Genomic DNA, 12,195 nt, shown 5'->3' with positions numbered 1-12,195 from the left:
ACGCCTTGGCTGTGAGACTCAGTTGACGTAGACCGAGGCGCCCGAGTCGGTGACCGGGGCGTACTTGGCGGTGAAGTAGCCGCTGGCGAAGCACAGCGAGGAGCCGGAGGTCTTCGTGAACTGCTGGTTGGTGAAGTTGATGCTGTTGTCGCTGTTGTCGGCCGTACCGGTGAGGCTGGCCGCCTGGTAGACACAGCTGATGGAGCCCAGCAGCGTCTTCAGCTTGACGGTGGTCTGGATGGTGGACCCGCTCGCCGGGAGCACGGTGAGCGTGCCGTCGGAGGCCACGGTGGTGGTGTAGGGCAGGTTGTCCACCGTGATGCTGGTGACGCCGGTGACACCGAGGACGTTGCTGGTGCAGCTGCTGGAGTCGAAGGTCTGCGCGCCGACCGACTCGGTGGCCGTGCCGGGCGCGCCGGGGTTGTCCGTGACGGTGGCGGTGAACTGCGACGACGTGCACGTCACGCCGCTGGTGCCGGTCGCGCTGGAGTAGAGCGTGGCCGAGGTGCCGCTCGCCAGCGGAGCGGTGAGCACGTCGCCGACCGCGACGGGCGTGCCACCGGTGCTGCCGGTGGTCAGCACCGCGGTGCCGTCCGCGGAGGCGGGCACGGCGGCCAGCGGGAGCGCGAGGGCGGCGACGGCTCCGGCGAGGGTGACGAGGGTACGGGTGCGCATGCGGGTGCCTTCTTTCCGAGTGGGGGGCGTGAGGGTGAGGTGGGGGGTCGGGGCGCGCTGGGCGCCGGCCGTTGCCGGTCCGTGACGCCTTCTCCGTACGTGACGGACCGGCAACGGCTGCTGGACACCGGCCGGAGTCTCGGGAGGAGACTTCCGGCCGGGCCGGACGGGGGCGGACCGGGGCACGGGCCGAGAGACGGGGAAGGGCCTGTGCCGGGACCGCGCTTGCGAGAGGTGGCGGCGTGGAGTGCCGTGCCGGGAACACCCATGGAGACGACCTACGGTGCCGCACGGCGGATCCGGCGCCACGGATCCGGTTGAGCCAGGGCAGTTGTAGACCTGAGGATCAGTCAACGTCAAGGTCGATCAAGCGAGTTGTCGCACTTGAAAGCCAGCGGCTCATAATCGACACTCTTTTTTCACAACTCTCTTGACCCCTCATGTAACCCCCGGTAACTTCCTCGGAGGCTACTGCTGCGTAACGTGAAAGTCCTTGCAATCGCCGGGAGTGCGAGGAGGCGTGCGCCGCAGCCGATGTCCGCGCCAGGACAACGCGCCACGAGCCCAACCCGCATGACTATGCCCATGGGAGCAGACATGGCCTCGTCCCCGGACCTCTCGTCCGCCGACAACACACCGGAGAACCCCGAAACAGGTTCCGCACCCGAAACCTCCGAAGCCACCGGGAGGGCCGGGAGAGGAGGGCGGGTCCGGCTGCGCCGGGCCGCGGTGATGGCGGTGCCCGCCGCCGCGGTCACCGCAGGACTCGCGATCCTCACCTCGCAGGGCGCCCTGGGCGTTCAGTTCTTCATCTCCGGCATGCCGTTCGTGGTCACCGCCGACAAGCTCGAGGGCACGGGCTTCGAGCAGTTCGGCGCGCTGGACAACATGATCGAGAACAGCCCCAACGCCGGCGACACCGGCGGCCAGGAGCTGGTCGTCACCTCGGTGGTGAAGGACGGCAAGATCACCAACATGTGCCAGAGCGTCGACCTCGGCGGCATCCAGCTCGTCCTCACCGCCGGCACCGGGTCCACGCCGGTGAAGGTGTCGAACCTGGCCATCGACTCCGACGACATCAAGGGCGACGCCTCGTTCAACAACATCGAGATCGGCCGCGACGCCAGCACCTTCGACAAGGCCGGGGTCCAGGGCCCCAAGGGCGTCTACGGCCAGCAGGCCGACGGGGTCGTCATCAACAACCTGTACCAGCACAACTACGCCGCCACCGCGGGCGTCTTCAAGCTCCCCGACCTGCACATGCGGTTCGACAGCGACGGCTGCTCGTGATGGACCGTTTCCGGGAGTGGAAGAAGGACCGGCCCTTCATCGGGGGCCTGTTGCTGGTGCTGGGCGGCGCCGAGATCCTGGTGACCATGAAGGCACCGCTTCCCGTCGTCCTGCACATCGGCATCCAGGGCCTGGCGGGTTACCTCCTGCCGACCCTGATGCTGGTCGTCGGGCTGCTCGTCGTCTTCAGCCCGGCCCAGCGGCTCTTCTACTCCGTCACCGGAGTCCTGCTCTCCCTGGGCACCTGGCTCACCTCGAACATGGGGGGCTTCTTCGTCGGCCTCCTCCTCGGCGTCACCGGCAGCTGCATGACCTTCGGCTGGCTCCCGGACCAGGAACCCCGTGTGAGCCGCCGCGAGCGGAAGCGGAAGGACCGGCAGGCTCCGGCCCAGGTCGCCTGACCTCATCGGCGTACCGGACACGGCCGGGTGCGGTGCACCCGGCCGTGCGGCGCGTGCGCCGGACGCGGAACGGTCGCCCCTCGTCGCGGAGTTCACACACCGGGCCGCCGGGCGCCGCCGCCCCGCGCCGCGGGATCTCACAACGTGGCGAGCACCGGCAGCAGTTCGGCCGCCGCCGTGACGTCCCCGGTCAGCGGGCGGTCCTCCGTGTCGGGCGGGAGGGCGGCGGCGGCCACGGCGAAGGCGGGGACGGGAGGGGGTACCGGCAGCAGCCGCAGGGCCCGTACGGCGGCGACGAGTTCACAGGCCAGGACGGTGACGTGGGCGGCGACGGACCGGCCGGTCTGCCGGGCGGCCTGGCCGGCGAAGCTGGCGGCCTCCTCCAGACCGTGCGAGAGGACGGCGTGCCCGGCGGAGGCGGGCGCGGCACACGAACGCATCTCGGCGAGCGCGGAGTTGGCCGTGTACTCCAGGATCATCGTGCCGGAGCTGCCGGCGGGCCCGGCGGCGAGGAACGCGGGCAGGCCCGTGAGGTCGGTGCGGCCGAGCGCGGCGAGGCGGGCGGCGGAGAGCTGGGCCGTCTGCAGCACGGCCAGGTTCAGCGCGTCCAGGGCCTGCCCGAGCGGGGCCGCGAAGAACCCGCCGTGGTGGTAGGCGCGGCCGTCCGGGGCGAAGACCGGGTTCTCCGACGGGCAGTTGACCTCGACCTCGATGATCCGGCGCAGTCTGTCGAAGGCCTCGAGGGCGGCGCCGTGCACCTGCGGGAAGGCACGGAACCCGTACGGGTCCTGGATCCGGCGCCCGGCGCCGCGCGGCCGCTCGGGCATGCCGAGCAGCCGCCGCACCTCGGCGGCCGCGCGGGCCGGGCCGGGGTAGGGCCGCAGGGCGTGCACCTCGGCGGCAAAGGCCTCCGCGGAGCCGGAGACGGCGGCCAGCGAGAGGGCGGCGACCGCGTGGCCGGCCCGCAGCAGCACATCGGCCTCGTGCGCGGCGAGCGCGGCCCGGCCGAGCGCGAGGGCGTTGCTGCTCAGCAGCGCGAGCGCGTCCCCGGGCCCGAGCGTCACGGGAGCCGGCAGGGGCGGCGTGCCCGGCGGGGTGTCCGGGCGGGGGTGGCCACCGCCCTCCGCCGCCGAGGTCAGCCAGGGCCGTTCCCCGATCAGGGTCAGGCCCGTCTGGGCCAGGGCGGTCAGGTCGCCGGTGCCGAGACCGCCGTATTCGTTGATCGCGGGGTGGACGCCGAGGCGGAGTGCCTCGGTGAGGGCGGTGACGAAGGCGGGGTGGATGCCGGAGCCGCCGGCGAGCAGCTGGTTGGCGCGGACGGCGAGCATGGCCCGGGTCTGACGGGCGGGCAGGAGCGGGCCCGCGCCGCCCGCGTGGCTGCGCAGCAGCCGCAGCCCGTGCCCGGTCTCGTCGTCCGGGTCGACCGGCACCGAGCGGTGGGCGCCGACGCCGGTGCCGCGCCCGTACAGCAGGCCGGTGGCCGCCAGCCCGCCCGCGGTCTCCCAGGCGTGGCGCACCCGCTGAAGCGCCGCGGGCGGTACGGCGGGGTCGGCGGCGGCGTCGGCGAGCCGGACGATCCCGGTCAGGCCGAGGCCGCGGCCGTCGAGCACGACGCGGGTGTCCCCGGCGTCCGGGGGCACCCGCGTCGTTCCGTCGGCGGTCGTGTCCAAGGGCCGGAGGTCAGTCGAGGCCGGCCGACTTCAGCCAGGCCTTGGCGACGTCCAGCGGGTCCTTGTTCTGCGACTGCACCTGGGTGTCGAGGTCCAGCAGCGTCTTCGTGTCGAGCTTGGCCGAGACGGCGTCGAGGGTGTCGGCGCCCTTCTGGCTCAGCGCGCTCTTGTAGACCAGCGGCTGCACGTTCTCGAAGCCGAAGAGGTTCTTCGGGTCCTGGAGGACGACGAACTTCTCCTTGGAGATCGCCGGGTCCGTGGTGAAGATGTCCGCGGCCTGCACGGTGTTCTTCTTCAGCGCCGCCAGGGTCAGCGGGCCACCCGCGTCCAGCGCCTTGAAGGTCTTGAACTCCAGCCCGTACACGGACTTCAGGCCGAGCAGACCCTGCTGCCGGGTCTGGAACTCCGGCGAGCCGCCGATGACCAGGTCCTTCGCGGCGTCCTTGAGGTCGGCGATGGAGGAGTCGGCGGTGAGGTTGTACTTGGCGGCCGTCTCCTTGTTGACGGTGACGGAGTCCTTGTCCTGCGCCGAAGCCGGCTTGAGCAGCGCGAGCTTGGAGTCGAGCTTGGCCTCGATCGCGGCGGTGGTCGCCTCGACGGTCTTCGGGGTGGCCTTCGGGTCGAGGTAGGCCAGCAACGCGCCGTTGTACTCGGGCAGGACCGAGATGGTGCCGTTCTTGATCAGGCCGTAGGTCGTCTCGCGGCTGCCGATGTTGGGCTTGTAACTGACTTTGATTCCCTTGGCCTTCAGAGCCTCGCCGTAGATGTCGGCGATCAGGATGCTCTCGGGGAAGTTGTTGGATCCGACGACGACGGTGCCGCCGCTCGCCTTCTCGCCCGCGAGCGGGTCGTCGGACTTGTCGGAGGAGGAGGAACAGCCCGCCAGCAGGGCCGTTGCCGCGGCCAGCGCGATGATCGCGGCGCCGTGGTGTCTCCGGGATGACCTGCTGGTGTGGGTGTAGGAAGTCACGGTTCCGTTCCGGGATCAGATGGTGCGGTGGACGACGTGCAGCGGTGGACCGCTCTGTGACTGATCCAATCCAGGCGGTTCTCAGTCAGTCAAGAGTCTCATGGTCACCGATTGGCTTCACTTGGTGGCTAGTTGTGTAGTACATGCGGTCATCTTGTAACGGATTCTTGACATCGAGTGAGCTGATCAACACTTCTGGGACGTTGTAGTCTCACCGCAGTTGACGTCGGTCACAGCGGTGTACGGGGCCCGCTTCGGTGTCGCTTCGCATCAGTTCGGGTGGAGACACCCCTACCAAGGAGGCCCGGTGTCCACGACTGTGGACGCGCACACCCTGGGCTTTGCCGACCGCTGGCCCTTCCGGCGCAAGCTGAACGTCCTGGTCGGCGTGCCGCTCGCGGTGATCGCCGTATTGCTGTCCTATCTCATCACCGACCTCGTCCAGCAGTCCGTCACCGCCCGGACGGCGGCGCAACTGGTGCGCGACAGCGCCCAGGTCGCCCGGCTGGCGAACCTGGTGGAGGCCGAGCACCAGCAGGCCGTCCTGCTCTCCGTGCGCTACGAGGCAGGCAGCGGCACCCCCTCGCCGCACGACTACCTCGCCGCGCAGAACGCGGTGAACACCCAGGTGCAGAAGGTGCGCGACACCTTCGGCGACCGGCTCGCGGACACCGAGGCGCAGGCCCTGCTCCAGATAGAGGGCCTGTCCAGCCTGCGCCGGACCATCGAGGCGGGCTACCTCCCGGCCGACAACATCGACCCGGCGTACACCAACGCCGCCCAGGACCTGATCGACGGGCTGGGCCTGGACCGCAACGCGTCCCTCGCCTCGACCTTCACCGGCAACCTGCTGGACTCGCTGCTGCGCGCGGACGCCGCCCACAGCTCCTTCGAGACCAGCGTGTTCTCCGCGACCACCGGGGACACCAACGCGCTGATCGAGTTCACAGGCGCGGTCGGCGCCTACGACCAGTACGACCACCAGGCGGACCGGTTCGCCCGGTTCGCCAGCGAGGACCAGGCGGAGACGCTGGCCGGGATCGAGCACACCCCGGCGCAGCGCAACATCGCCGAGTCGTACGCGGAGCTGCAGATCGAACCCGGCAAGCTGGAGGCCGGCAGCCAGGCGGCGATCCGCGCGGCGGTCAAGGACGCGCTGAGCGACTACCCCGACTACCCGGCACAGGCCGCGGCCCGGCTGAAGATCACCACCTCGCTGATCGGCCGGATCGCCGACCGGGCCGACGAGGCGTCCAGCTCCGCCCAGTGGCGGGCCGGGCTGCTGCTGAGCATCGCGCTGATCGGCTTCGCCCTGTGGCTCGCCTTCTCCTTCGTGGTCCGCCGTTCGGTGATCCGGCCCGTGCAGGCCCTCACCGGAGTGGCACAGGAGGTCGCGGACGTGGCCGGCCGGGAGCTGGCCCGGGTGGCCGACGACGACGCCGAGGACGACGGACCGCCCCGGCTGCGGGACGTGCCCGTCACCGCCCGCGACGAGATCGGCGACCTCGCCGACGCCTTCAACCGCGTGCAGACCACCGCGGCCGCCCTGCTGGAGCGGCAGGTGCACAGCCGGCGCAACGTCGCGGAGATGTTCGGCAACGTCGGCCGCCGCGTCAGCAATCTGACCACCCGGCAGCTGGCGCTGATCGACGCGGTGGAGCGGGGCGAGACCGACCCGGCGCTGCTGGAGCGGCTCTACTCCATCGACCACATCGCCGTGCGCCTGCGTCGCAACGCCGACAGTCTGATGCTGCTGGCCGGTATCCGGGAGACGGTCCTGGACGCCGGGCCAACCCCGCTCAGCAACGTCGTACGAGCCGCGCTCGGGCAGATCGAGGGCTACCAGCGGGTGCGGCTGAACGCCGCGGCGGACGCGGTGGTCGAGCCCGACATCGTCGGCGACCTCACCCTCATGGTGGCCGAACTCCTGGAGAACGCGGTGTCGTTCTCGCCCGCGGGCAGCCCCGTCGAGGTGTCGATCCGGTCCGGCGCCGAGGGCACCCACGTCGTGATCACCGACCACGGCCTCGGCATGAGCGCCGAACGCCTCGCCGAGGAGAACGCCCGGCTGATCCGCCGCGAGCGCCTGGACGTCGTACCCACCAAGGTGCTGGGCCTGTTCGTGGTCGGCACGCTCGCGCGCCGCTGGGAGATCGGGGTCGAGCTGTCCCGTACCCCCGGCGGGGGTGTGACGGCGGAAGTGACCCTGCCGGCACGGCTGTTGCTGACGGTGACCGCCGGCGACCCGGCCGGGTCGTCCGGTGCGCCGGCGCTCACCGGCGCACCGGCCGCGGGCAGTGCTCCCGTGCCCTCCGGTACCCCGGTCGGCGCAGCGGCCGGCTCCGGCTCGCGCTCCGGTGGGCCGGGCCGGGCCACCCGTCCCGTGCCCGGCGAACCCGGCGGCTCGGCGAAGGCGGAACCGCCCGCCGGGCACGGCCGCGCTCTCGCCGCCTCCCCGGACACGGCCCGGGGCCAGGACCACCCCTCCCCGCTTCCCCGCAGGGTGCCCCGCCGCGAGACGGCGGACGCGGACGGCGAGGAACCGCGCGTCCCGGGCGCCCACACCGGCGCCGCCGCGTCCGACGACGGCGCCCCGGACGCCGCCCGCCCCCTGCGCCGCCGCGTGCGCGGAGCGACGCTCCAGACCACCGCCGGTGCCGCGCAGGTCGTGCCGCAGACGGCGCGGACCGCCGACGCCGAGGCCGTGCGGGACGCGCTGGACGAGTTCGAGGCCGCGGTGGAACGCGCCCGGCGGGACAGCGACACCGGAGACTTCCCGCGCCCCGGCCTGACCGGCGGGGCCCGGACGACGCATCACGCGCACCACCAGAACCACCATCCGGAAGGAGCCGAGCAGTGAGCACGTCGACAGGTGACACCCCGACGGGCGGCACCCCGCCGACCGATCTGCAGGCAGCCGCAGCCGACTTCAACTGGCTGCTCAACCGATTCGCCACCGAGACCGCGGGAGTCGTGGACGCCATCGCCGTGTCCTCCGACGGGCTGCTCATCGCCGTGTCGGAGCTGCGCGAACGCGCCCACTCCGAGCGGCTGGGCGCCATCGTCTCCGGCATCACCAGCCTGGCCGCCGGAGCCTCCGGCAACTACGGGCTGGGCGGCCTCAACAAGGTCATCATCGACCTGGAGGGCGGCCATGTCATCGTCTCGGCGATCGGCAGCGGCGCCGTCCTCGGCGTGGTCGCCGACAAGGAGGCCAAGCTCGGCAACATCGCGTACGAGATGACGCTGTTCGCCAACCGGGCCGGTGCCGCGCTCAGCCCGCAGCTGGTGCTCGAGCTGAAGAACACCGTCGGCGTCCCGTCCACGCGCTGACCGGCCTGCCGAGAGGAAGACACGCAGTCATGGCGGACGGCATCCCGCCCCCGGGCCCCGACCCGGTCGGCCCCGTCCCCGCCGTACGGCCGTTCCTGGTCACCGCCGGGCGGGTCGCGGACAGCGGCTCCGGCCGGACGGTGCCCGTCGAGACCCAGGTGGTGGCCACCGCCGAAGGCCTCGAGGCGCTCGACCGGCTCTCCTTCGAACGGCACGACATCGTCGCCGCCTGCCGGCTCCCGCAGTCGATCGCGGAGCTGGCGGCCCGGCTGCGACTGCACCTCAACGTGGTCCGCGTCCTGGCCGAGGATCTGCGCGCGGCCGGGCAGTTGACGGTGTACGTGCCGGACACCGACGCCATCCACGACGCGTCCGTCCTGCGCAGGGTTATCGATGGCCTTCGCGCCATCCCCGACTCCCGGGGGGTACTGAGTGACACCGACTGAAGCTCCGACCGGCGGCCCGGCCGCGCGGACGGGCGTACGGCCGCCGCTGCCGGTGAAGATGGTGATCGCGGGCGGCTTCGGCGTGGGCAAGACCACCGCCGTGGGCGCGATCTCGGAGATCGAGCCGCTGACCACCGAGGCCTCCATCACGGAGGTCGCGGCGGGGGTGGACGACCTCACGCTCACCCCGCGCAAGACCACCACCACGGTGGCGATGGACTTCGGCTGCCTCACCATCGACCCGACGCTCAAGCTGTACCTGTTCGGCACGCCCGGGCAGGAACGGTTCGGGTTCATGTGGGACGACATCGTCGAGGGCGCGGTCGGCGGACTCGTCATCGTCGACACCCGCCGGCTGGACGACTGCTACGCCGCCGTCGACTACTTCGAGCACAAGGGCATCCCGTTCGCGGTGGCGGTCAACGCCTTCGACGGGAAGGTGGAGCACACCCTGGACGAGGTCCGCTGGGCGCTCGACGTCACCGACGGTGTCCCCGTGCTGGTCTTCGACGCCCGCGAACGCGGCTCGGTGCGGGACGCGCTGCTCGTCGTACTGGAGCTGGCGCTGGCCCGCACCGAGGCTCGCTAGTCCCCCGGCGCCGGCGCGGGCTCAGCCCGCGCGGCGGACGCCGGGGGACACGGTGATCCTGTTCAGCGCCGAGAAGAGCGTGAGGGTGACCAGGGCGAGCACGGCCACCAGGGTGGCGCCGCCCACCACCTTCTCGTAATCGCGCTGGTAGAGGCCGTCGATCACGTACCGTCCCAGCCCGCCGAGGCTGACGTAGGCGGCGATGGTCGCCGTGGAGACGATCTGGATGGCCGCCGAGCGCAGCCCGCTGAGGATCAGGGGGAGCGCGACCGGCAGTTCCACCTGGAACAGGATCCGCGGCTCCCCCATGCCCATGCCCCGGGCGGCGTCCACCGGGGAGGGGTCGACGGAACGCATCGCCTCGTACGTCGTCACGAGGACCGGCGGGACGGCGAGCGCGACCAGCGGGATCATGACGGGCACCAGGCCGAAGCCGATCAGGACGAACATCAGCACCAGCAGGCCGAAGCTGGGCAGCGCCCGGGCGGCGGTGGCGATGAGGGCCAGGACGTTGCCGCCGCGTCCGGTGTGACCGGTGAGCAGACCCACCGGCAGCCCGATGGCGGCGGCGATGGCCAGGGCGATCAGCGAGTACTGGACGTGCTCGCGCAGCCGGGTGGGGATGCCGTCGTACCCGTGCCAGTGGGAGCCGTCGCTGAAGAAGGCGTTGACGAAGTGGAGCACGTTCATCGGACGGCGTCCTCCAGGGCGGCCGCGGCCGGTTCGGGCCGGGTCTCGGTGTCGACGGGACGGGCCCTGCGGGTGCCGCGCGGCATCCAGGGCGTCAGGAGCAGGCGCACGACGACCAGTACCGCGTCCGCGAGGACGGCCAGGACGGCCGTGCCGATGACGGAGAGCCAGACCAGGCGCGGCTGGTGGTAGACCATGCCGTCGTGGAGCAGGTTGCCGAGCGCGCCCTGGTTGCCGATGAGCGCGCCGACGCTGACGAGGGAGATGCTCGAGACGGTGGCGACCCGCAGTCCCGCGAGGATGGCGGGCACCGCGATCGGCAACTGCACCTGCACGTAGCGGCGCAGGGGCCCGAAGCCCATCGCGGTGGCGGCGGCGAGGGTCTCCTGCGGTACCGAGCGGACGGCGTCGACGATCGCCGGGACGAGGACGACCAGGCTGTAGACGGCCAGCGGGATCATCACCGTGGTCTCGGTCTGGCCCGTGTAGTCGATGAGCACGACGAAGAAGGCGAGCGACGGGATCGCGTACAGCACGGTCGTCACCCACAGCACGGGCGCGTACAGCCAGCGCAGCCGCACGCACAGCTGGGCGACCGGCAGCGCCACCAGCAGGCCGGCCAGCACCGGCAGCAGGGCCTCGCGCAGGTGCAGCCCGATCAGGCCCGTGTAGCTGTTCTGCAGGTCGCTCGGCAGGTGGAAGAGGCCGCCGCTCATCCGGCCACCTTCGCGGCGGTGGGTGCCGCGGCGTGGGCGCTGCGGATGGCCTCGCCGATGACCTGCTGCGAGACGACGCCGACGACCCGCCCGGTGCCGTCGACGCCGACCGCCCAGCCGGTCGGGGAGAGCACCGCGCAGTCGAGCGCGGCCCGCAGCGAGTCCGTGTCCGGGACGAACGGCCGGCCGTACGGCAGCAGCCGCTCGGTCGCGATCGTGCCGGCGGTGAGGTCCTGCGGCCTGCTCCAGCCGAGCGGCCGGCCGTCGAGGTCGGTCACGAGGACGTGGGGCACGTCGGCGGTGCGGCGCGCGGCGATCTGCTCGGCGCTCGCGTCGACGGCGACGACCGGCGCGGTCTGCAACTCGAGCCGAGCGGCGGGGAAGAAGGACAGCCGGCGGATGCCGCGGTCGGTGCCGAGGAAGTCCTCGACGAAGGAGTCGGCGGGCGCGGAGAGGAGTTCGGCGGGCGGGGCGAACTGGGCCAGATGGCCGCCGGTGCGCATCACGGCGACCATGGTGCCCAGCTTGATGGCCTCGTCGATGTCGTGCGTGACGAAGACGATGGTCTTGCCCAGCTCCGCCTGGAGGCGCAGCAGTTCGTCCTGCAGCCCCTTGCGTACCACCGGGTCGACGGCCGAGAACGGCTCGTCCATCAGCAGCACCGGCGGGTCCGCGGCCAACGCCCGTGCCACGCCGACGCGTTGCTGCTGCCCGCCGGACAGCTGGTAGGGGTAGCGCCTGGCCAGCGCGGAGTCGAGCCCCACCCGTTCCATCAGCTCCGCCGCGCGCCGCCGGGCCCTGTCCTTGCTCCAGCCCAGCAGGCGGGGCACGGTGGCGATGTTGTCGATGATGGTGCGGTGCTGGAAGAGACCGGCGTTCTGGATGACGTAACCCATCGACCGGCGCAACGTGGTGACCGGCTGCTTCTGGATGTCGACGCCGTCGAGGAGGATGGTGCCCTCGCTGGGTTCGACCATCCGGTTGATCATGCGGAGGGTGGTGGTCTTGCCACAGCCGGAGGGGCCCACCAGGACGGTGATCGAACGGTCCGGGATCTCCAGCGACAGCCGGTCGACCGCCATCGTGCCGTCCGGGTACCGCTTGGTGACTGAATCTATCCGTATCAAAACGCCGAATACCCTTCGGGTGTGGCCGGAACTGCCCGTTCGGGCCACATCGTCGATGCGCACGCCATTGCGGGAAGAGTCTAGACCTCAAGTGTTTCAGCACCTTGGCGGACGACGGCCCGCGGGCCCCGCTGATCCTCGTCCGGTGCCGAGCGGACCCCCGCCGGTGCCGAGGGGGGGCACCGGGCCGAGCGGGCCCGAACCGGCCACGGGCCGGAGCGGCACCGCGCCGACCCGTTCCGGTGGCGGCCCGGTGACCCTCGCCGGGCTCGTCGGCGACGGCGGCCC

12 protein-coding genes are annotated in these 12,195 nt (G+C 71.8%); 6 read left to right on the top strand and 6 right to left on the bottom strand.

From position 1 onward, the window contains the following. Window positions 1–18: 18 nt before the first annotated feature. A complete protein-coding gene (locus tag ABZX30_RS03155) occupies window positions 19–675 on the bottom strand; it encodes a Tat pathway signal sequence domain protein (protein ID WP_355928111.1) in 657 nt (218 codons plus the stop codon). Window positions 676–1,272: 597 nt separating this feature from the next. On the opposite strand from ABZX30_RS03155, the gene ABZX30_RS03150 reads away from it, so the two are divergent. Both ABZX30_RS03150 and ABZX30_RS03145 read left to right on the top strand, forming a co-directional pair. Next, complete coding sequence (locus tag ABZX30_RS03150) at window positions 1,273–1,965, top strand: DUF6230 family protein (protein WP_355928108.1); 693 nt, start codon at window positions 1,273–1,275, stop codon at window positions 1,963–1,965. Next, entirely contained in the window at window positions 1,965–2,366 is a 402-nt protein-coding gene (locus ABZX30_RS03145) for a DUF6114 domain-containing protein (RefSeq protein ID WP_355928106.1), read from the top strand. Before ABZX30_RS03150 ends, ABZX30_RS03145 begins: the two co-directional genes overlap by 1 nt. Before the next feature lie 137 nt (window positions 2,367–2,503). Here ABZX30_RS03145 and ABZX30_RS03140 read toward each other — a convergent pair whose 3' ends face one another. Together ABZX30_RS03140 and ABZX30_RS03135 are read right to left on the bottom strand one after the other, a co-directional pair. After that, window positions 2,504–4,036: an aromatic amino acid ammonia-lyase gene (locus ABZX30_RS03140; protein WP_355928104.1), complete on the bottom strand. Its 1,533-nt coding sequence runs from the start codon at window positions 4,034–4,036 to the stop codon at window positions 2,504–2,506. Window positions 4,037–4,046: 10 nt separating this feature from the next. Beyond that, window positions 4,047–5,006, bottom strand: a complete 960-nt coding sequence (locus tag ABZX30_RS03135) for an ABC transporter substrate-binding protein (RefSeq protein ID WP_355928102.1) — start codon at window positions 5,004–5,006, stop codon at window positions 4,047–4,049. A 307-nt stretch (window positions 5,007–5,313) separates the two neighbouring features. Between ABZX30_RS03135 and ABZX30_RS03130 the strand changes: the two genes are divergently transcribed. From ABZX30_RS03130 to ABZX30_RS03115, 4 genes are read left to right on the top strand one after another with little or no spacing between them, the layout of a single operon-like run. Next, on the top strand, window positions 5,314–7,866 hold the full coding sequence (locus ABZX30_RS03130) for an ATP-binding protein (protein ID WP_355928099.1): 2,553 nt from the start codon (window positions 5,314–5,316) through the stop codon (window positions 7,864–7,866). Next, window positions 7,863–8,339 carry a roadblock/LC7 domain-containing protein gene (locus tag ABZX30_RS03125; RefSeq protein ID WP_355928097.1) on the top strand — a complete coding sequence of 159 codons (477 nt, stop codon included), beginning with the start codon at window positions 7,863–7,865 and terminating at the stop codon, window positions 8,337–8,339. Before ABZX30_RS03130 ends, ABZX30_RS03125 begins: the two co-directional genes overlap by 4 nt. Window positions 8,340–8,368: 29 nt before the next feature. Continuing rightward, window positions 8,369–8,785: a DUF742 domain-containing protein gene (locus ABZX30_RS03120; protein ID WP_355928095.1), complete on the top strand. Its 417-nt coding sequence runs from the start codon at window positions 8,369–8,371 to the stop codon at window positions 8,783–8,785. Continuing rightward, window positions 8,772–9,374, top strand: coding sequence for an ATP/GTP-binding protein (locus ABZX30_RS03115; RefSeq protein WP_355928093.1), 603 nt, complete (start codon window positions 8,772–8,774; stop codon window positions 9,372–9,374). Before ABZX30_RS03120 ends, ABZX30_RS03115 begins: the two co-directional genes overlap by 14 nt. A gap of 21 nt (window positions 9,375–9,395) precedes the next feature. Here ABZX30_RS03115 and ABZX30_RS03110 read toward each other — a convergent pair whose 3' ends face one another. From ABZX30_RS03110 to ABZX30_RS03100, 3 genes are read right to left on the bottom strand one after another with little or no spacing between them, the layout of a single operon-like run. Further along, window positions 9,396–10,064, bottom strand: a complete 669-nt coding sequence (locus ABZX30_RS03110) for an ABC transporter permease (protein ID WP_355928091.1) — start codon at window positions 10,062–10,064, stop codon at window positions 9,396–9,398. Beyond that, the gene (locus ABZX30_RS03105) at window positions 10,061–10,780 is read right to left on the bottom strand and encodes an ABC transporter permease subunit (protein WP_355928088.1); all 720 of its coding nucleotides are present in this window, start codon (window positions 10,778–10,780) and stop codon (window positions 10,061–10,063) included. Before ABZX30_RS03105 ends, ABZX30_RS03110 begins: the two co-directional genes overlap by 4 nt. Next, window positions 10,777–11,907: an ABC transporter ATP-binding protein gene (locus ABZX30_RS03100; protein WP_355928087.1), complete on the bottom strand. Its 1,131-nt coding sequence runs from the start codon at window positions 11,905–11,907 to the stop codon at window positions 10,777–10,779. Before ABZX30_RS03100 ends, ABZX30_RS03105 begins: the two co-directional genes overlap by 4 nt. Window positions 11,908–12,195: the final 288 nt, after the last annotated feature.

Origin of the sequence: Streptomyces sp. NPDC004542 (assembly GCF_040610035.1) — a bacterium.
Classification (GTDB): domain Bacteria; phylum Actinomycetota; class Actinomycetes; order Streptomycetales; family Streptomycetaceae; genus Streptomyces.
This window is presented reverse-complemented; position numbering and strand designations above follow the sequence as displayed.